At 46.9% G+C, this 20,893-nt stretch carries 16 protein-coding genes; 2 read left to right on the top strand and 14 right to left on the bottom strand.

Annotated features, from left to right (window positions below):
* Positions 1 to 16: 16 nt before the first annotated feature.
* Positions 17 to 577 carry a hypothetical protein gene (locus QUA50_RS19670; RefSeq protein ID WP_333298841.1) on the top strand — a complete coding sequence of 187 codons (561 nt, stop codon included), beginning with the start codon at positions 17 to 19 and terminating at the stop codon, positions 575 to 577.
* A 580-nt stretch (positions 578 to 1,157) separates the two neighbouring features.
* On the opposite strand, the gene QUA50_RS19665 is transcribed toward QUA50_RS19670, so the two are convergent.
* The 14 genes from QUA50_RS19665 to psbZ all read right to left on the bottom strand — a co-directional run bounded on the left by QUA50_RS19665 (position 1,158) and on the right by psbZ (position 16,853).
* On the bottom strand, positions 1,158 to 2,624 hold the full coding sequence (locus tag QUA50_RS19665) for a DEAD/DEAH box helicase (protein ID WP_333266026.1): 1,467 nt from the start codon (positions 2,622 to 2,624) through the stop codon (positions 1,158 to 1,160).
* A gap of 1,032 nt (positions 2,625 to 3,656) precedes the next feature.
* Positions 3,657 to 4,979: a 30S ribosomal protein S12 methylthiotransferase RimO gene (gene rimO / locus QUA50_RS19660; protein ID WP_333266024.1), complete on the bottom strand. Its 1,323-nt coding sequence runs from the start codon at positions 4,977 to 4,979 to the stop codon at positions 3,657 to 3,659.
* A gap of 105 nt (positions 4,980 to 5,084) precedes the next feature.
* Entirely contained in the window at positions 5,085 to 5,708 is a 624-nt protein-coding gene (locus QUA50_RS19655; RefSeq protein WP_333266022.1) for a Uma2 family endonuclease, read from the bottom strand.
* A 220-nt stretch (positions 5,709 to 5,928) separates the two neighbouring features.
* A complete protein-coding gene (locus QUA50_RS19650) occupies positions 5,929 to 6,564 on the bottom strand; it encodes a Uma2 family endonuclease (protein WP_333266020.1) in 636 nt (211 codons plus the stop codon).
* A 246-nt stretch (positions 6,565 to 6,810) separates the two neighbouring features.
* Positions 6,811 to 7,836 carry an ATP-binding protein gene (locus QUA50_RS19645; protein ID WP_333266018.1) on the bottom strand — a complete coding sequence of 342 codons (1,026 nt, stop codon included), beginning with the start codon at positions 7,834 to 7,836 and terminating at the stop codon, positions 6,811 to 6,813.
* 17 nt (positions 7,837 to 7,853) lie between these two features.
* Positions 7,854 to 9,233 (bottom strand): ATP-grasp domain-containing protein, encoded by a 1,380-nt coding sequence (locus QUA50_RS19640; protein WP_333266016.1) that lies wholly within the window; start codon positions 9,231 to 9,233, stop codon positions 7,854 to 7,856.
* Between the two features lie 307 nt (positions 9,234 to 9,540).
* A complete protein-coding gene (locus QUA50_RS19635) occupies positions 9,541 to 10,755 on the bottom strand; it encodes an RNA-guided endonuclease InsQ/TnpB family protein (RefSeq protein WP_445243177.1) in 1,215 nt (404 codons plus the stop codon).
* A gap of 276 nt (positions 10,756 to 11,031) precedes the next feature.
* Positions 11,032 to 11,160 (bottom strand): hypothetical protein, encoded by a 129-nt coding sequence (locus QUA50_RS19630; RefSeq protein WP_333266013.1) that lies wholly within the window; start codon positions 11,158 to 11,160, stop codon positions 11,032 to 11,034.
* A 2-nt stretch (positions 11,161 to 11,162) separates the two neighbouring features.
* On the bottom strand, positions 11,163 to 12,554 hold the full coding sequence (locus QUA50_RS19625; protein ID WP_333266011.1) for an ATP-grasp domain-containing protein: 1,392 nt from the start codon (positions 12,552 to 12,554) through the stop codon (positions 11,163 to 11,165).
* Between the two features lie 235 nt (positions 12,555 to 12,789).
* Positions 12,790 to 13,599 carry a class I SAM-dependent methyltransferase gene (locus QUA50_RS19620; protein WP_333266009.1) on the bottom strand — a complete coding sequence of 270 codons (810 nt, stop codon included), beginning with the start codon at positions 13,597 to 13,599 and terminating at the stop codon, positions 12,790 to 12,792.
* A complete protein-coding gene (locus QUA50_RS19615) occupies positions 13,596 to 14,834 on the bottom strand; it encodes a sedoheptulose 7-phosphate cyclase (RefSeq protein ID WP_333266008.1) in 1,239 nt (412 codons plus the stop codon). The genes QUA50_RS19620 and QUA50_RS19615 overlap by 4 nt, the downstream gene beginning before the upstream one ends.
* Before the next feature lie 487 nt (positions 14,835 to 15,321).
* A complete protein-coding gene (locus QUA50_RS19610; RefSeq protein WP_333299484.1) occupies positions 15,322 to 15,462 on the bottom strand; it encodes a hypothetical protein in 141 nt (46 codons plus the stop codon).
* A gap of 388 nt (positions 15,463 to 15,850) precedes the next feature.
* A complete protein-coding gene (ribH, locus tag QUA50_RS19605; protein ID WP_333266005.1) occupies positions 15,851 to 16,444 on the bottom strand; it encodes a 6,7-dimethyl-8-ribityllumazine synthase in 594 nt (197 codons plus the stop codon).
* A gap of 217 nt (positions 16,445 to 16,661) precedes the next feature.
* Positions 16,662 to 16,853 (bottom strand): photosystem II reaction center protein PsbZ, encoded by a 192-nt coding sequence (gene psbZ, locus QUA50_RS19600; protein WP_190735314.1) that lies wholly within the window; start codon positions 16,851 to 16,853, stop codon positions 16,662 to 16,664.
* A 704-nt stretch (positions 16,854 to 17,557) separates the two neighbouring features.
* On the opposite strand from psbZ, the gene QUA50_RS19595 reads away from it, so the two are divergent.
* A complete protein-coding gene (locus tag QUA50_RS19595; protein ID WP_333266003.1) occupies positions 17,558 to 20,608 on the top strand; it encodes a CBS domain-containing protein in 3,051 nt (1,016 codons plus the stop codon).
* Positions 20,609 to 20,893: the final 285 nt, after the last annotated feature.

Genomic DNA, 20,893 nt, shown 5'->3' with positions numbered 1-20,893 from the left:
ATAAAGCTATAAAAAAATGGTAAAAATGTTTGTGACAACAGCCGTCGCTGGCATCATGATGAATCTCGCGATTTCGAGCTTAGGATTTGCTGCTTTAGTTCGCCCTGTTCCTGCTATGAATCAAACTGTGGCGACTCTAGAAAGAATGCTCAGCGCGACACAAAAGCCGGCAGCGCTGAACTATTCGCGCCTGGGAATTGGCGGCGTTCGCTTGGGGATGTCTGTAGAAGAGGCAAAACGCAAGTTAGGAAAACCGCAGCGCGACGAAACTAAAGCTGCTGGGCCTGGCATCGGCGGCAAGATTCGCACGCTAACCTACTCAGGATTGACGGTAGCAGCATGGGAGGGCAAAGTTTATTTAGTTTCTACTACCAATCCCAAGTTTCTGACAATCGATGGTGTGAAGCTAGGAGATAACAGCAAAAAAGTAGTTAAAACTTACGGTTATGGGTCGCAATCAGTGCAGGGTGGAGTGACTCGGTTGACTTACAGCAATGACCAAAAGGCTTCTAATTTGATTGTGGAAATTAAGGGCGATCGCGTGCAAAAGATTATTGTGAGCACGCAGCTAAACTGAAATATTAAACAACAGTGCAAAAGTCCAGGTTGACAAGTTTGTAATAAGGACTTTATTCCTTATTTCTGAAGATTTTTAGCCTTTCAGTGAGTTGACTGGAGGGCTTTTTCCTCATGTACGCGCGTGCGTCTCCTTAATCCTCTTCATCATCATCCGACAATTTTGTCATTTCCTCAGCAATTAGTGTCTGAAAATCCTCTCCGCAGTGAACGTTGAGATGGATTGCAGAGAGGAAGGAACTCTGCTAGAATTTCAGCTTTTTGTCGATCGCTCAAATCAGGTAACTGAAGCCGATCAATTAAAGCAATCGCATTTTAACATTCAGTACCCAATTCATCAATTAACGTTATCAGTGTAGAATTATTTACAGCAATTGTCCGATCGCTAACTTGCATATTGACTTATGTTGTTTTGGAATAATTAAACCGCAGAGAGCGCAGAGGGCACAGAGGAAGAGAAGAGAGAGATGAATAATTCCGATCTCAACGGATTTGATATTACCCATAAAAAAAAGTAGAGGTGCGATCGATCGCATCTCTACAAAAATTATAAATAAGGTGCACATTGTGCACCCTACCAATTAGCGGTTCTGGGGAACAGGAGCACTCGGTGCTCCAGAAAAAGTCGCCTCACCAGTCTTAGCCCGCTTTTTGATCAAGATAGGCTTGACGCTGTTTTCTCCACCAATCGGGGGATCTTCTTGTTGAGCGTAATCCGCGCCCATCCAAGCAGGACGGCTTTGATCGAAAGCCATTTGCAAAGCAGCAGCGGCGATCGCGTGGGAGTCGTACTCCTCGCATAACTGAGACACCAGAGGCAAGAAAGATGCCATCCGTTCGCCAGCCAAAGCTTCGCGAACTTTACCTTGCATCTTTTCCAACTGACGAGCTTCAATTTGCGCCCGTGTCGGAATGTTTCGCACCGTCAAGCTCGATCGCACGTGGCGTTCAATCAAGCGCAGTTTGCGGCGATCGACCGGTTGAATCAGCGTAATCGCCGTTCCTTCGCGACCGGCCCTGCCCGTGCGTCCGATCCGGTGAACGTAGCTTTCCACACTGTCGGGCAAATCGTAGTTAATCACGTGAGTCAAGTGATCCACGTCCAAACCCCGCGCCGCAATATCAGTCGCCACTACCCAGCGCACCTGACATTGGCGGAACCGATGCAGCAAGCGTTCCCGCTGTGCCTGATTCAAATTACCGTGATACTCGTCAACGCTGTGACCGGCTGCTTGCAGTTGGCTGGTGAGTTCTGCAGCCGACTGCCGAGTCCGCACAAAAATCAGTGCAGATTCCGGGTCTTCCATTTCTAAAATTGGCTGTAGGGCTCTTGCCTTCGACCAGCCACGGGGAATCATGTACACGCCTTGGCTGATGCGCTTTGGCGTTGCTTTTGGCTGTTCTACGGTGACGTTGACGGGGTTACGCAGATGCCGCGCCACCAATTTCCGAATGGAAGGTTCCATCGTCGCCGAGAAAAATGCCGTTTGACGTTCTTTTGGTGCAGCATCCAAGATTTTTTCCACATCTTGAATAAAGCCCATGCTCAGCATTTCGTCAGCTTCATCCAAAACCAGCCATTGTACCTTGTCTAGTTTCAGGCTGCCGCGGCTGAGCATATCCAATATGCGTCCGGGTGTACCGACAACTACGTGCACGCCGCGCTTCAAACGCTGCATTTGACGATCGATCGATTGACCGCCGTACACGGTTAGAACTTGCAGAGAGCGACCCACTTTTACCGGGCCGTCGTTGCTGATGCCGCTCAAATCGCGAATGGCTTCAGTTACTTGCATCGCCAATTCGCGAGTCGGCGTCAGCACCAGTGCTTGCACCGCAGTCACATCTAAATCAATCCGCTCCAAGATGGGCAACGAGAATGCTGCCGTTTTGCCTGTCCCTGTTTGGGCTTGACCCACAACGTCGCGACCTGCTAACAGGTGCGGAATTGCTTGTACTTGGATGGGAGTAGGTTCTGTAAAGCCTAGTGTTTCCAGATGGAGAACGAGTTCTTCCGAAAGACCTAAGCCTTCAAACAATAAATTCATTAATGCTCCTAATAACGAGTCTTAGCCTTCTAAGTTGCCCAACTCGGATGCGGATTTCTGCTCGGCGGCAGGAACTCATAAGAGTTCTTTATGGTGCTGCGCCTGCGCGCACCTTCTTAAATAGCAATCGAGTATAGGGCAGCTCCGTCGATGGTGACTAAATTTACCAATTCGACAGCCGTCTTTGATTTTGTGACATCACCGATACCAACCGCCAGGAGTCGGGTTATAGGCTTCCAACATTCTTAAAACAGGACATTGGACTTCCTTTGAGGTACTTGCAAGCTTTCCCTCTTAGGCATTTTATAGTGAGGATCATGACCAGCCCCACTTCACTACTCATGTAGTAACAGGTTGTTTGGTTCAGGCGCTATCCCGCAATCCGTCGCCTGCGGGATTGAGCAGGGGATGGGGCGACCGTCAGTCGATTTTAGATTTTAGATTTTAGATTTTAGATTTACTCCCCAGATGAATCAGAGAGCTTTAACTTTCCTCTAAAATTTTTATCTCTCCACGACTTAAGCCGGAGGCTTGTATTCCGTTTTGGGCTACCGTTACCGCCTATCCATCTCAACACTCTTTCGGGATACCGTTGTGGTGTAGGGCGGACGGCGAAGCAATCTCAAATTATCCCCGCTTATTTCTGGCTTGTTATCATCATAACTCTTTACATTCAGAAACAAAACATTAAATTCGTTAAAATTTTCCGATGTTCTGTAGAGATTACCGCACCCCGACGGGGAGGGTCGATTGCAGCCAGAGGCTAATAAAGGTTTATAACCCTTTGCTACCTATCTTTGCACAATATTGTACAAACCGTTACTTTTGCTGCACAATCCGCTAATCATTTTTGGCGGGTGTCCGGTTTTTGTTCGCCACACCGTCTCAGGCGACAGTTCCAGCAACACTTAAACTTGACCCTGCCCAGCACCGGATACAGTGCCACGTCAACTCATGAGGGTCGATCCCACAATTTTAGACAAAAGATCGAGCTCCCAGATCGGTCTGTGCAGTCAATCTAAAATCTAAAATCTAAAATCTAAAATCGACTTGACCGTAGAGGTCGTAGACATCTGCACCAGTAATTTTCACGCTGGCGATCGATCCCAGTCGCGCTTCTCCTGTCACATAGACCAGTCCATCTACTTCTGGGGAAAACCGAGCGGATCTACCAATCAAATCGCCTGTCTCTGGTTGTTCTTGTTCTATCAGGACATCAACTACCTGACCGACAGACTCTTGATTCTTCTTCAATGATATAGGTTGTTGTGCCGCCATTACCGAATTGCGCCGCATTTCCATTATTTCTGCAGGTATTTGCTGGGGCAAGCTAAAGGCTGGGGTTCCTTCTTCTGGCGAAAATACAAAAACTCCTACGTGATCGAATTCGTGGCGCTTGACAAATTCCAGCAAGTGTGCTGCGTGTTCGTCGGTTTCGCCGGGGAAGCCGACAATAAAAGTTGTCCGCATCACGGCGCCGGGAAGTGCTGCCTTGAGCCGATCGACTATAGCATCATTGATCCCAGCTTGAAAAGGCCGATTCATTGCCCGCAGAATTTCCGGGTGCGAGTGTTGCAGGGGTAAATCCAAATACGGCAAAACGTTGGGCGTTTCGCGGATTGCTGCGACAACTTGCGGAGTCAAACCTGTAGGATAGGCATAGTGCATCCTAATCCAAGGTACATCTACTTCACCCAAAGCGCGCAGTAGTTCGGCTAGTTTCGGTTCGCCATAAATATCTTTGCCGTAATTGGTGGTAATTTGAGAAATTAAGATAATTTCCTTTACCCCTTCGGAGGCTAATTGCTTAGCTTCGGCGACGATAGACTCGATCGTCCGCGATCTTTGATTTCCGCGCAAGTGCGGGATAATGCAAAATGCACAGCGGTAGTCGCAGCCTTCTGCTATTCGCAGATAAGCCACACCTTCCGATGTCGTGCGGTAGCGGGGAGTAGTTTCGTCAGCGATGTAAGTAGGTTCACTAGAGACGAGGGAAACTCGATCGCCCTTTTCCACCTGCTGCATAACATTGACGATTTTATGATAGTCGCCCGTGCCTACAATTGCCACTGCTTCCGGCAATTCGTCCAGCAATTCCTGCTGAAAATGCTGTGCCATGCAGCCGGTGATGACTACTTTTTTATTAGCTTCTGCCAATTCTACCAAGGTGCGGACTGACTCTTCTCGCGCCGCTTGGATAAAACTGCAAGTATTGACTACAACATAATCGGCTAATTCTTCATTAGAATCTACTTGATAGCCCGCTTGAGCCAGCAAGCCGATCATGTGTTCGGTATCGATGCGATTTTTTTCGCAGCCGAGGTGGGTAAATGCGATCGTTGGCTTCGTTGCCATGCAGTAATAGTTAGTGTTGCGCTATTTTAGAGAACGTTTCATGATATCACACAATTTGATAAATTGCAAGCTTGTGTGGATCGACCTTTGCATAATTTCGACTCGCTAGTTCGGCAAGCCAGCCCGAAAAATCTGTTCGGCCGTTAATTTCAATTCGGGAAAAGCCAACGACTCAATCCTCTCGTTTCCCCTAAACTGTTTGACCTGATACTCCTCATCTACTAGCTGATAAACCGAAATTGTTGGTTGTTTGGGATTACCGATAAACTTGCGGCCGCCCAAACCTAAATAATCGACAATCCAGTATTCGGGGATACCCATTTCTTCATAGTCGGAAGCTTTGAGAAAATAATCATCCCGCCAGTTCGTACTGACTACCTCTACAGCCAACCGCACCGAAGAACCCATCGTGATGATGGTTTCCCTATCCCAGCGCGGTTCTTTTGCGAGAGCTGCTTCGTCTAGGACAACTACGTCTGGCAGGTAGCCCGCCTCGTTGCGGATGGGTTTGAGCAGGTAGTGGCCGGGGATAAAGCAAGGCAATTTCAGTCGCCTGATTTCTGCGATGATTTCGTCCCTGGTTAAACCTATAACGCGGGAATGGCGGCTGGTTCCTAAAGGCATTTCAACAATTACTCCATTGTGTAGTTCGTACTTATGGACAGAGTTCTCTGGATACCAAGCAACGAACTCATCAAATGTGATTGTTTTCGATATGGTTTGGATCATGTTGCGGTTTCCTCTGTCTGGTGATTAGTATGCGGAAAGCTAGAATATGACACAAGGATTACAGGCAACGTTGCCTGTAATCCTTGACAAATTAAACTGTAGCTGATAGAGTTTCATCCCGACAAAACACCACTTTGTACAAAACGCAGATTGGTTAAAAAATTGGGGTTGTTTTGTACCCCATTTGATATGCTGTTGATAATCGATCGCCACATTCACTCTAGTTCGGCTCGGTTAGAGGCAGGCCGGCTCGAAAAATCTGCTCGGCTGTTAAGCTTAATTCTGGGAACGCCAGCGACTCAACTGTTTCATCTCCCCGAAACTGGCTGATTTGATATTCCCCGTCAACCAACTGGTAAACCGAGATAGTAGGTTGTTTCGGATTGCCAATGAAGCGTCTGCCACCCAAAGCAGCATAATCCACAACCCAATATTCCGGGATACCCAATCTTTCATAATCAGCTACTTTAACCAGGTAATCATCTTGCCAGTTCGTACTGACAACCTCTACAGCCAGTCGCACTGAAGAGCCCATCGTGATTACGGATTCTTTTTTCCAGCGTGGTTCGCTTGCAAGTGCGGTTCTGTCTAGAATTATTACGTCTGGTTGGTAGCCTGAGTCGTTACGGGAAAGCTTGAGCAAGCAGTCACCTGGAATTGAGTAAGGCAATTGCAGTCGCCTGATTTCAAAATTGATTTCACCGGAGATAAAACCCGTAACTTCCGAACGGTCGCCGGTTCCTAAAGGCATTTCAACAATTACTCCATTGTGTAGTTCGTACTTATGGACAGAGTTCTCTGGATACCAAGCAACGAACTCATCAAACGTGATTGTTTTCGATATGGTTTGGATCATGTTGTGGTTTCCTCTGTCTGGTGATTAGTATGCGGAAAGCTAAAAGATGGCACAAGTCTTTTCGGTAAAATACCGAAAATTCTTGACATAGGAAGTGAAGTTTGCTATAAAATTGTGCCCACAATGTCAAAATACCGATCGCGCCGATCGACTGAATCTAAAAGTATCCACAGAAGTTCTTGATACGATCATTATTTCACAAATTTTGTGATGTTTTAGCTACTCAGATCGCAAACTCAGCCTGAGTCATCTCTGCAAGGCCTTTTGCAACATACTGTCAAAAAAAGTATCCACAGAAACTCCTGATGCTTTGGTCATATTTACAAGCACACTTTTTGGAGTAAAAGAACAGTACAGCCCCGCTTCTAAGAACCAAGGTTGTCCATCGGGGTCGATGCGAAAATCAAATAAACTGTAGTGACGACAGCCCAAAGCGATGTGGCATTTTCTGGCCTGATCCCAAACTCTCTCGGTAATCGGATCGCTGGTGTCAACTATCCACGACTTGGGACTCTGCTTAGAAGTCAAGCTCAAGTTGCCATCGTCCTTTGGTTTAAATTTCTCATCATAATTCCGAATCGGCTTCGTATCACGATCGAGAACATACTCTTCCAGCGGCAAGCAGACTAGCTCGCCAGCTTCGACAATAATCCCACAGCGAACTTCTCTACCCACTTCAATGAATTTTTCTACTAGCACTTCCTCTGAATGACTCAATGCTGTCTCCAAAGCCGCATCATAGTCAGCAGCAGTTTTAACTAAGGTAACTCCCAGAGAATTATCCGCATTCACTGGCTTGATCACCACCGGGAAATCAATAGAAGGTCGATCGCCCGCGCGGAGAACTTCTCCCTGCGGCACACTTACCCCAGCGGCCGCTACTACTACCCTAGTCTTCGCCTTGTCAGCAGTCAGGGCCATCACCTCAGAGGTATTACCCAGGTAAGGAATATTCAGCAGCTCGAACAAGGCTCGGTATTGAGTCATGCCGGGGAGACAATACATCTGGGGCACCATCACGTCTATCTGCATATCTGCCAGCACCTGTACTGCGCCCGCTAGAGACATGGGATTAGCGGCCGCGATCGCACTCGGATCGAGAGAGGTGGGAAAATACCATTTGCCATCGGTAGAAACATAGGCAATATGACTTTCATAAAGTGCTGAAGTAGCAGCATTTTTCAGACAATCTTCTGCATAAACCCGCGATATATAACAGTAAAAATCGCTAACTGCCGAGCCGACTAAATGCAAAACCCGTAATACTGACATAGTCAATTTTTCCCTATTTACAGAATTATTCCACTATGAAAATAAATTTTAATCCACTCTTTTGGGTGACGCAAATTTTCCCATAACAACAAGGGAATTTGCCAATGATGCACCATCAAAAACGGTATCGGATCGTCCCACTCGAAGATGGCATCTTTGCCTTGGGCGATAATTTGTAACCGCTCATAAACTAGCTTTGGCGATCGCAAATGAGTCACCAACCGCCAAATTTCCTGGTAAATCCAGTAAGTCGGGCGACTAGATGCCAAAGGCTGCACTGTCTGCGGTAAAGGGTTAGGTTCCAAATAAGCTTTTGCCACATCGGGATGGTTGTAAAACATCGTGATGGCTGTATGGGTGCGCGGGTTGCATTCGATCGCGTAAATCTCTCCATCATCCGCCGCTTCAATGAAATCAAAAGAAACTTGTCCTGTCAGATTGAGACTCTTAGCAAAATGACGAATCCAATTTTCGATATCCGGGCGATCGACATTCTGGTAATTCAGTTGAAACGCCGACGATTTGCAGCAACAGTGCAACTGAAGATGACCGTTACGGACGGTACTGTGAGTGCAGTATTCTTGCCCTGGAATATACTCTTGCATAATCCAAGGTTTACTCTCGGAAATTGGTAATGAGTTGACAAAAGCGGCTGTTTCTGCTGGGGTCGCGCAGGGTAACTTAGTGAGATCAAACCTGTGGACACAATCGTAGGGAATACTTTTGATAATATATGGACGCTGTGCGTCACTAAAATCAAAATCGATTACTTGTTGGGGATTAGTAATGCGGTAGGACTTCGGAACTCGCAGCCCCAACGCTTCGGCGGCGGTGGCCAACTCATACTTATCATCCAAACGTTGCAGAGTTTCAAAATCTACGTGCATTACCGTACAGTGAGGAGAAAGTACCTTTTTGGCTTTAGCATCGTAGTAACTGCCCTCTGGGCTGCTGACGGGAACGTAAACATTAACTCCCTCTTTTTGGACAATTTTTAAGAGTGCTTGAGGGTATTCCTCTGCCTGGAGATTTGGTACTGTGTAAAAGCGATCGACTGCCCAAGAGAATCGATTACCAATCAGCCTGTATTCGTGGGTTTCAACCAAAATTACCCGATGACCGGCCTTATGGAAGGATCTCGCTAGCTGTAATGCTTTGGTCATCTTGCCGCCGCCGATCAAAATCGTTTGGGGAGATTCCGCGATCGTTCTTGACTGAAACGGTTTGATGATGATGGATCTCAGTAGGGCGAGCGCAGTTAAAGCGAGATTCAGGGGCAGTACCAATAGCAGCAAAACTAATGTTGCTATGGTTTTCACTGCTGTCTGGAAGCGCCTAGAAGCCGCGCTTGTTTGCTGTTCAGATGGCATCGCTGCCACAGAAACTGTTTCGATCATAATTTTCTAGTAAGTAGACACTCTAATTAAACGTAATATCAAATCTGTTAGCCTCGGAATTATTCATATCTTTCTTGTGTTCATCTGCGTGAATCAGCGTCCATCCATTGTCATCTGCGGTTGCAAAATTCTCTTTTTTAAACCGCAGATACAGGCAGATAAACACTGATTAACGCAGATGAATTATATCGCATCCGGTTGCACCGATCTGATCCGGCTAAATCCGCATGAGGACTTTGACCGCTCCTAGCCCGCCTGATTAAGGGAATCTCCGGGGCAAGAGAACACGCTGTGAACGACCCAACACTCACCCGAAGCGGGTAGAGTGTGGGCTTCCAAGTTCAAGGGCAACAGCCTCGGCGACAGTGGATTTTTGCCCATATCGCTTTGGTCTTACATTGCCTCCCTTGGCAGTAACGCTGGTTCCCAACGTCAATAACCGTAAGCCTTCATTTTTAATATTGATTGCCGCGTTAATGTCTCTGTCGTGTCGATTGCCACAGTGGGCACAGTCCAATTCACGCACCGATAGATCCATTTTTGGCAGCGACAGTAAAGTGTTAGAACACAGGTGAGATGATGGAAAAAATCGACCTACTTCTAGATAGACCTTGCCTTCTGCTTCTGCCTTATATTTAAGCATGGTGCAGAACATTCCCCAGCCAGAATCACTGATAGACTTAGCTAGATTGTGATTTTTGACCATGTTCTTTACTTCCAGATTCTCGACCACAATCACTTGGTTTTCGTTAACTATCTTACGGGATAGTTTGTGTCGGAAATCGACCCGGACTCTAGCTATTTTTGCGTGGACTTTGGCTACAGCTAGTTTAGCCTTTCGTCGTCTGTTGGTAGTTTGATCCTTTTTCCTGGATAACTTACGCTGTTTGCGTTTTAGGTTACGTTCGTGCTTCTTCAAATGTCGAGGGTTCTGGTATTTCGATCCATCAGATGTAACTACAAAGTCAAGTAAACCGAGGTCAATATCAATGGCTCTACCATCGCCCTTAGCGACTGGGTTTTCAATACCATCATCCATCAGTAGCGAGGCGTAATAACGACCATCAGGCATTCTAGATACCGTCACAGTCCTTAATTTACCAACAAGAGCGCGATGAATTTTAGCCTCAACCACTCCAAGATTACCAGGGAATTTAATCTCAGTATCGCTCAGAACTTTAACGTTCTGAGGGTACTGCATTGATTGTCTACCTTGACGTTTCTTGAAGGTCGGATATCCTGTTCGGCCATCAAAGAAATTGATAAAAGCTTGGGACAGATTAAGTACAGAGGACTGGAGGCATTGCGAATAACACTCTTTGAGCCATTCATGCTCGGTCTTCCATACTGGAATCTGTTTCTTCATCGTCAAAGCCGATATACCTTTCCCAGTCTCCTTATAGGTTTGGGACATGGTAGCCAGAGATTGATTCCACACCCATCGAACACAGCCAAAAGCCCCTGCCAAATGACTCTGCTGTTCTTGGGTAGGATAGATTCTGACTTTGACTGCTTTTAACACCATGCTTTTATCACAAACGGCAGACATATGATAATACAGATACACAGACCAATGAAGGGATTTTGTTCGCCTTCTCATACACCCGCGCATCTCCCGCTGGCTGTGACGAGAGCGCCTTGTGCGCGGGTGCAATCGGCGGCTCACGCGCATTCATCCCGTCGCTCACTCCTTGTACAGGTAGAGCGCGGGGCTTCTGCTGTTTCAGCTAAACGCGCCTAATTAAAGTGAATCCATCTCTGGGCGGCAGTAACACTTGCTCTACGCGCGGATCGTCAACTAGAGCCTATCTGATGTGATATAAGGGCTATCAATCGCTAGTCCGAGGCGACTCATTAACCCCGATCGATCGCAGTAAAAATCGCTAACTGCCGATCCGGCTAAATGCAAAACCCGTAATACTGACATACTCACTCTCCCCCTATTTCCACAAGTTCGCCAATATTAAAATCAATCCGAATCCACTCGTTCGTCTTCTTTAAATCTGCCCATAACAACAAGGGAATGTGCCAATGATGCACCATCAAAAACGGCAGCGGATCGTCCCACTCGAAGATGGCATCTTTGCCTTGGGCGATTATTTGTAACCGCTCATAAACTAGCTTTGGCGATCGCAAATGAGTCACCAACCGCCAAATTTCATGGTAAATCCAGTAAGTCGGGCGACTGGATGCCAAAGGCTGCACTGTCTGCGGTAAAGGGTCGGGTTCCAAATAAGCTTTTGCCACATCGGGATGGTCGTGAAACACCGTGATGGCTGAATGGGTGCGCGGGTTGCATTCGATCGCGTAAATCTCTCCATCATCCGCCGCCTCCATGAAATCAAAGGAAACTTGTCCTGTCAGATTGAGACTCTTGGCAAAAAGACGAATCCAATTTTCAATATCCGGGCGATCGATATGCTCGTAATTTATCTGAAACGCCGACGATTTGCAACAACAGTGCAACTGAAGATGACCGTCGCGAACTGTACTGTGAGTGCAGTATTCTTGTCCGGGAATATACTCTTGCATAATCCAAGGTTTACTCTCGGAAATTGGTAAAGATTTCACAAAAGCGGCTGTTTCTGCTGGGGTTTGGCAGGGTAACTTCGTCAGGTCTAACCTGCGAATAGAATCGTAGGGAATACTTTTGAGAATATATGGACGCTGTGCATCACTAAAATCAAAATCGATTACTTGCTGGGGGTTAGTAATGCGGTAGGACTTCGGAACTCGCAGCCCCAACGCTTCGGCGGCTTTTGCCAACTCATATTTATCATCCAAACGTTGCAGAGTTTCGACATCTAGCTGCATTACCGTACAGTGAGGAGAAAGTACGCTTTTGGCTTTGGCATCGTAGTAACTGCCGCCTGCACTGCTGACGGGAACGAAAACATCAACTTTCTCTTGTTGGACAATTTTTAAGAGTGCGTGAGCGTATTCATCTTCCTGGGGATTTGGTACTGTGTAAAAGCGATCGACTGCCCAAGAGTAGCGATGACCTGTCAGCCAGTATTTGTGGGTTTCTACCAAAATTACCCGATGACCGGCTTTATGGAAGGATCTCGCTAGCTGTAATGCTTTGGTTCTTTTGCCGCCGCCGACCAAAATCGTTTGGGGAGATTCCGCGATCGTTCTTGACTGAAACGGTTTGAGGATGAGGGATCTCAGTAGGGCGATCGCAGTTAAAGCGAGATTCAGGGGCAGTACCAATAGCAGCAAAACTAATGTTGCTATGGTTTTGACTGTCTGGAAGCCCCTAGAAGCCGCGTTTGTTTCCTGTTCAGATGGCATCGCTGCCGTTGAAACTGTTTCGATCATAATTTTTTACTAAGTAAATGCTCTAATTAGCGGTGGTTTTTGAATGATTAAACCGCTGTTGAAGCGAAGCACGCGCACTCCAGAAGAGAGAGATGAATCATGCCGAGCGAGCGCGGATTTGATATTACGCACGGGTGGTTAAAAACCGGGTTTTTTGACATCGGACTTTGTTACAGCCCGCCAAATAGGGCAAAAAACCCGGTTGTGAAGGTTTTGAGGCGTCAGTTTTGTTCTACTAAACGCGCCGAATTAAAGTCAATCCATCTCTGAGCGGCACTAACACTTGCTCTACGCGCGGATCGTCAACTAGAGCCTGGTTGAATTTGGCGATCGCAGCCCCGTTAGCAGTGGCAGTACCTGACAAGTAGGGCTGTCCCTGCATCAAAGTGTTATCGGCACAGATCAAGCCATTGGGAGCCAACAGCCCAGTGGTGAGCAGTAAATCGAGATAATCTGTGTATCCAGCTTTATCAGCATCGATAAACACCAAATCGAAGACTTCCCCGTCTTGGGCCAATTGTTTCATGGTTTCTAGAGCCGGTGCTACCTTGACTGAGATTTTGTAGCCTGCAGTAGATTCGTGAAAACACTTCTGGGCAAATTCAGCGACGTAAGCGTCTACTTCGCAGGCTACCACCACTCCATCCACCGGCAGTGCTTCGGCCATTGCTAGTGCTGAGTACCCGGTAAACATCCCGATTTCCAGCACGCGCTGTGCTTTGGTGAGATGGACGAGAAATTTCAGCATTTGGCCTTCCACGTGGCCCGAAAGCATCTCCTGTTCCAATTGGCGCACTGTCTCGCCGTCAGAGAATCGCTTACTCCAATCTTCTGATTGGGTGCGCTTTACTAACGCGGCTAATGCGGGAGATTCCGGCGTGGTACAAAGATTCAAGTACGGGTCGAGACCGTTGGCTAGTTCGTAAGCTTGTTGTAATTCGACCTGGAAAGCTCGATCGAGATCGTCGATTTTTTCTACTTGCGAGACGAGACTTTCGAGTTTAGCCGCTAAAATCCCGACTGGGGTAACGGGTCTCACGGTCATACCCCCGATTTGGAAAGAGTTGCAACTTTCTGCAATACCACATACATATCCTCGCCATCGCCCCGGCGCGGATAGCCCTGACAGATTTCTCGATGAACCAGTAAGGCTTTATCCAACTCACCTCGAGTCAAATCGTTCATGAAAAAGCATTCGCCAATGGGGCGGGGAGCCGCAGCGCGCTGAAGGCCGTCGCGGGTACGACTGATCGATGTTGTGGCTTTCCAGAGCAGTTCTGATGTCAGATAAGGGCTATCAATTGCTAGTCCGAGGCGGCTCATTAATCCTAAGATGCGATCGCGGTCGGCGATCGAAATGTAGCCCCGCAGTTGGGCAATGGTGGCCGAAAAAGCCATATCGATGGCGACACTGTGGCCGTGGAACATCGGAATTTCCGGTGTTAGTTCCAGCGTCGGACTCCAGGTGTGACCGTAGGCAATCACCCGATCCAAATCTAGCTCGTGCAGGTTTGGTACTTCTAGGGCCAGCATTGACTGAATCGCGTTGTAGGTTAACCGATGTGCCACTTCGCGCAGTTCAGATGTGCCGTCTAGATACCCAAAATGGCTGTGCAGCAATGCTTCGCCGTAGTTTTCCAACAACTCGAAAATTTCTGTGTTTCCTACTACGGCGATCTTAATTAACTCTGCCATGCCGTTTCGTATTTGGTCGATCGGCAGAGTTTTTAGAAAGGAGAAATCTAAAATTACTTTCTGCGAAGCGTGGTAAGCACCGAGGCGGTTTTTCAGCTTACCGTGGTTCACAGCTACTTTGATAGCCACACTCGCATCAATCAGCCCAATTAAGGTTGTCGGGACGCGAATGTAGTTAGTCCGACGGCGATAGGATGAGCAGGCAAAACCAGCTACGTCAGTCGTCAATCCACCACCGACTACCAAAACAGGCTCCTTCCGCACGAGTCCGAAATCAACGAAGGCATCTATGATGCTTTCAAAGGTTTTTAACGTCTTATCAGGTTCCTTGATATTAACTGGAAAGACTGTTAAATCTATCTCGTGATGCTTGAAATAATCCTGCATCTGTGAACCGTACAGACCGTAGACTGTTTCATCTACAACCATTAAACAGCGACCGAATTGGCGGTAACTATCTGCAATCTCAGGATTCTCCAGCTTAAAAGCACCATCTACGTAGAGCAAGCTGAAATCTATTTTTTCGTACCCCTCAATCTGAAAAGCTCGATCGGTAGATGTAAAGGTAGCTTGAATGTCACCCATAAGATTTTTGCACTTTCGTTAATAAGTAACTGTAAGTATTCAGGTCACGGCAAAAACGCTGAATACCCTAGCAGAAAAGCTTTCTAGGCATCCGCTTGATAATATTGTCATTCAATATTATCTGAACAATTAATCTATAAAGCTGTTTTCAGGGCTGTTGATTAAGAAGAGGTTAAATACTTATCCTACTACAGCATTTATACTGAAATCCCTGCAAGGAGCGAGTTTAGAGAACCTCAATACTTACACCTAAGTTAAGATAACGAATTTTTGATATTGATTCAACCTTATTCAACACAAAAATCCCATAATACCTCTTTGGGAATAGACGATAATCTAGATATTCCACATTATTCAACAGTTTAGGAGGATATCGGTCTTTGAAAGGTAGATGTGTTGCAGAACAAAAAGTGAATCAAATGCTGCCACAATTCAAATTCTGAATTTGGAACTGTGGCTATTTTTGGCAAAATATGCCTTGTAGAAATTACAGTATTCTATCTGACGATAGATCCGGGGCTACAGCCAGATTTGCTTCGCCCGACAGCACTTGAACAGCAGCAGACTCAGGTAATGAAGCGTCAGAATTTCCGTCCCAAGCATGAACTTGACGCATCAAAGTGGCCATTTCCCATTGGCAAGATATTGGTCTAATATCATTTCCGGTTCATTGGTGACAAGTTAAAACTTAATTGCATTTGTCAATCAGTAATATTACTCAAAAAAACAGCTTGTTTAGGAGTGGAAAATTCACGATTTGAGAGGGAGCAGGTATAAATATTACCCTCGGCACGATCGCTCGATCGCCCCAATCTCAGTTTTGGGCCCAAAATCCTAGTAAATGTTGAGCATAATTGCTGATTGACAAATGCTTTCTTAGCTTCACTTGTTACCAATGGCCCAGAGTGGAATTTTTACCTTGGGGGCGGGCATAATCACCACCCCACAAGAGTCTTAAGATTTTTCTCGATGCAAATCTTGATGTTTTTTGAGCTTAAAAATACGGTTAGTTCAACTTACGAGGGGATTTGATCCGACGATACATCCGGGGCGAGCGACAGATTTGCTTCACCCGAAAGCACTTGAGCAGCCGATCCTGTAGATAATCGACGATCGTAAGAGTGTGTTCCCACGCCCTTAACTTGCCGCATCAAAGTACCCATTTCCAAAGCACTCATCGCATAATTCCAGCCCAAATTGCTTTTAATTCCAGCCCTTTCCAAAGCTTGCTGCATCGTGTCAGTCGTCACCACCCCAAAAATCACCGGCACCCCTGTCTGAAAAGCAGCCGCAGCAATTCCCTTAGCAACCTCACCAGCCACAAAATCGAAATGAGGAGTTTGGCCCCGAATTACCGCACCCAGACAAATTACCGCATCGTAGCGCTGAGAAAGAGCAGCTTGGCGCGCCACCAAAGGAATCTCAAAACTTCCCGGTACCCAAAAAAAGTCCACCTGAGAGCCATGAGGATTAATATCAACCCCGTGGCGTTTCAAACAATCTTGACATCCCTCCAAAAGTTTGTTAACCACCAAATCGTTAAAACGACCGATGACAATAGCAAATCGCAAAGATTCGGTGTGAGTAAAAGTTCCCTCGAAAACAGTCATAGTGCTCTAGTTTAGATTTTAGCTTTTAGGTTTTAGATTTTTGTTTGTGAGAAGGCAAAAGTCAGAAAGCAGCATCTCATCTGAATCTCAAGTGCAAAAACATACAGAGTCGCGCGGTCTGGAAAATGCCTAGCTTCTGCCGAATGCCTTTCAATCGCTGGTGAATGCCTTCATCCTTCTATCTTTTACCTTCTTTATTCGATAGACTTGGGTGAAATTAAACGACTAAAAAGTTCAATACACCCACTGCAATAACCAGCAAAAACCACAGACCCGATCCGACATAAATCAGGGATTTAGACTGATTCCAGTTTTGGGGAGAGGCATAAGCAACCGGGACGCCAACGACCATCACAAAAGACAGCAGTACCAGACCCAGTAAAACCACTTGAAACAAAATTGATAACATCTTTTCTCCTTTCGATATAACCGTGCGTTGAGCAGAAATAGCTTCCCAGAACCGGAAAAAATCTTCCAAATTCTAGTTTTTGACAGTTTCCCGATCGTCGATCGAGCAATTGTCGGTTGATTGATACGAAAGAACCCGTGCCAATTCGGGCGTTGCGCGAACAGGCGTCAGCGGCTGCTACACAAAACGAAAGCTAAACTTATTTAAGTCTCACCATTCAATCAGGATTTCTCCTGAAGGGTCTGCTTTCTGTTTCACCCAAGGGAGTCGGCTCGCAACTTGTCCGCAGGCGTTAATTCGGGCGGAGCAACGCCCTAATTGAGTTAATTTTAGTTGAAGCTTTTAGCCATGAGTCATCCAATACTTTCAACCAATTTAACGAAACGCGGACTCCCGTTCGACCTTGTAATAGGCTGATCAGTTTTGACTTGCACGCTCGGTTTACTATCCCAGATAATTAAGCCTTTGTTTTTGGCACTGATGTAATCATACCGCCCCGAATGTTAACCATTCAAGTTAAGTATGACTAATTTTAGTAAACTTTTTGGCTGTGCAAGTCCAACTCTTGAGATTTCGATCAATTTTATCATTGTTCGCTACACGACAGAAAACTGGAAAGGTTAAGTTAAAGCCCGATCGGCACATCCGGTTTCAGAGGGCGAGAAATTGCTACTGTTTGAGTTAGAGATGCGGGATTTTCGGCTATGGACTTAGTTTTGTGCCACACAACAGCAGATTTTGACGCCTTGGGGGCGGCGGTGGGACTTTGCGTGCTGCGCCCCGGTAGCAGGATCGTACTAACTGGCGGGTGTCACCCGACGGTGCGGGATTTTTTGGCGCTACACCGCGACGAGTACCCGCTGATTGAACGCCGATCGGTCAATCCGCAACAAATTCGATCGATTACTGTAGTTGACGCCTCCGGGCGCGATCGTTTGGGAAAAGCAGCCGAGTGGCTTGATTTGCCACAAGTGAGCGAAATTGCTATTTTCGACCACCACCTACAGGCGCATTCAGACATCCCCGCTACTGTTACGCAGATCGAAGCAGTCGGAGCCAGCACAACATTAATTGTCGAAAAGCTCAAAAATCAAGCAGAAAAGAGCGACACACCATTCCGCCTTCTGCCTTCGGAAGCAACAGTAATGGCCCTCGGCATCCACGTCGATACAGGTTCGCTCACCTTTGAGGGCGCAACTGCGCGAGATGCCATAGCTTTGGCGTGGTTGATGGAACAGGGAGCGAGTTTGGGAGTAATCGCTGAATATGTAGAACCCGGTTTGTCTCCTCAATTGCAAGATTTGCTGAGAGAAGCCCTGAATAATTTGCGATCGGAAACTTTGCACGGTTACAGCGTAGCCTGGGTGCTGCTGTCTACTGAATCCTACGTTCCGGGACTGTCTTCGCTGGCTTCTCGCTTGCTCGATTTGACTGAAACCGATGCTCTGCTTTTAGGTAATGTTTATAACTTTGGCGAAAACGAAAACAACCGCAACATCGCTCCCGAATCGCCAGTTTCCAATCGATTAACTATTATCGGCAGATCGCGCATTGAAGGAACAAACCTCACCGAATTGTTCAAACCCTTCGGCGGCGGAGGCCACGCCCGCGCCGCTTCCCTCGCCACCCGCGATGTTGACCCCCTGCTGACTTTAAATCAGTTAGCTGACGAACTCAAAGCTCAAATTCCCCACCCTCCGACAGCGCGCGAATTAATGTCGTCTCCAGTGCGGAGTATTCGCCCGGAAACATCGGTGGGGGAAGCTCACCGTATCCTCCTACGTTACGGACATTCGGGGCTTTGTGTGGTCGATGCGGGCGATCGGCTCGCCGGCATTATCTCGCGCCGCGACATAGACATTGCTCTGCACCACGGTTTCAGTCACGCCCCGGTGAAGGGTTACATGACTTGGCAGCTAAAAACGATCGCCCCGGATACTTTGCTGCCGGAAATTGAATCTTTAATGGTGACATACGATATCGGGCGCTTGCCAGTATTGGAAAACGGTCAACTGGTGGGAATTGTTACCCGGACTGATGTGTTGCGGGAATTGCACCAGCAAAAAGCGCGAGACAGGGGAAGCAATGCAGAATTGTCTTATTGTGCTGTGCCCGAATCGGTTGAGCAATTGTTGCGATCGCGCATCAGTCCCGAATTGTGGCAATTATTGTCGATCGCCGCCAATATTGCCGCCAAGCGTGGCTGGCAACTTTATATTGTCGGCGGCGCCGTGCGGGATTTACTGTTAGCTATGAATGATACAAAGGGCGGGCAAGATGCCCAACCCCTACTCCCCACAACCGCATTCAACTCTTGTGGAACAGGCATCTTGCCTGTTGCTGAAAATAGTGCCAGAGGTGAGTTAGCTCCGAATGATACACTGGCGCTAACAGATATCGATTTGGTTGTGGATGGAAAGTGCGGTTCCGACGATTCCGGTGCCGGTGTCGAGTTAGCTTCATCGCTGCAAAAACTTTACCCCGAATCGCGTTTGGACGTTCACGGTCAATTTCAAACAGCCGCGCTGTTGTGGCACAAAGATTCTGCTTTCGGCTCGCTGTGGGTGGATATCGCTACGGCTCGCACTGAATTTTATCCTTATCCGGCTGCAAATCCTGAAGTTGAAGCGAGTTCAATTCGCCAAGATTTGTACCGCAGGGATTTTACAATTAATGCGCTGGCTGTGCGGTTGGGTGTTCCTCGCAGCGGCGAATTGTTGGATTTTTTTTGCGGTTTGCTGGATTTGGAATCGAAGCAAATTCGAGTTTTGCACGCCAACAGTTTTATCGAAGATCCGACGCGAATTTATCGCGCTGTGCGGTTTGCTGTGCGGTTGGGATTTGAAATTGAGCCGCAGACGGAAGGATACATCCGCCACGCTTTGGCCAGCGGGATTTATTACCGAATTCAAGGAGAAAACGGCCGAGCTCCGGCTTTGGAAACTCGGCTCAAAAGCGAATTGAAATACATTTTGCAAGCTCCTTACTGGAAAGTTGCTTTGCATATGCTGGGAGATTTGCAGGCTTTGCGCTGCATTCATCCTAGTTTGGAGTTGGATCGCCAGTTGTGGCGGCAACTGCGTTTGCTCGATCGGTGTTTGCAAGGAAGGAAGAAGGAAGGTTCGGCAACGGATTCTGTAACGGATGTAACGGATGTAAAGGATAGAAGGAAGAAGGAGGAGGAGGGAAGAGGGAAAAAGGAAGAAGGAAGAAGGAAGAGGGAAGAAGGAAGAGGGAAGAGGGAAAAAGGAAGAGACAATTCCCAATTCTCAATTCCCAATTCCCAATTCCCAATTATCAATATTCCCGATTGGCAGATGCGGCTGGAACTTTTGATAGCTTATTTAGCACCGGAATATCGTGGCAAGGTGGCTGCAAATCTTCAGTTACCCGCTGACAGTATTAAGCGGTTGGAAGTTTTGGAAGCCGGAAAGAAGCAGTTAGCAGAGAATTTGCCTAAGTGCGAGTTGCCGAGTCAATTGGTGTTGCTGTTGAGGAATTATGAATTGCCGGTATTAATTGCGATCGCGCTGCAAAGTGCGCGAAGTGTACGCCGCCAAATTTGGGAATATCTCACCAAATGGGCGAATGTTGAGCCGCCTTTAAATGGCAATGATTTGAAGGCTTTGGGTTATAAGCCGGGGCCTGGGTTTAAACGAATGTTGGATGATTTGTTGGCTGCGAAATTGGATGGCGATTTGGGCGATCGGGCTGCTGCTATCTCTTTCTTAGCACAACGTTATCCTCAAGCTTAGTAAGGTGCGTCACCAGCGCGTTATTTTTTCTCTGATTGATTAGCTAATTGCTGACCACGAATTTCAAAGGTGGTACCCGCCACGTAATTTATCCGTGGAATCTATCCCAAATCGAAAATCTAAAATCCTCAACAAAGAGCATTTATCTCGCGCAAGTCAATTCTAAAATCTCAAATCTAAAATCGATATTTATCCGTGGAATCAATCGCAAATCGAAAATCGAAAATCCTCAAGAAAGAGCATTTATCTCGCGCAAGTCAATTCTAAAATCTAAAATCTAAAATC

This window comes from Microcoleus sp. M2_D5, from assembly GCF_036701935.1.
In the GTDB taxonomy this organism is placed as follows: Bacteria; Cyanobacteriota; Cyanobacteriia; order Cyanobacteriales; family Microcoleaceae; genus Microcoleus.
Note: the sequence above shows the minus strand (reverse complement) of the source record. Positions and strands in the feature narration are given on the sequence as shown.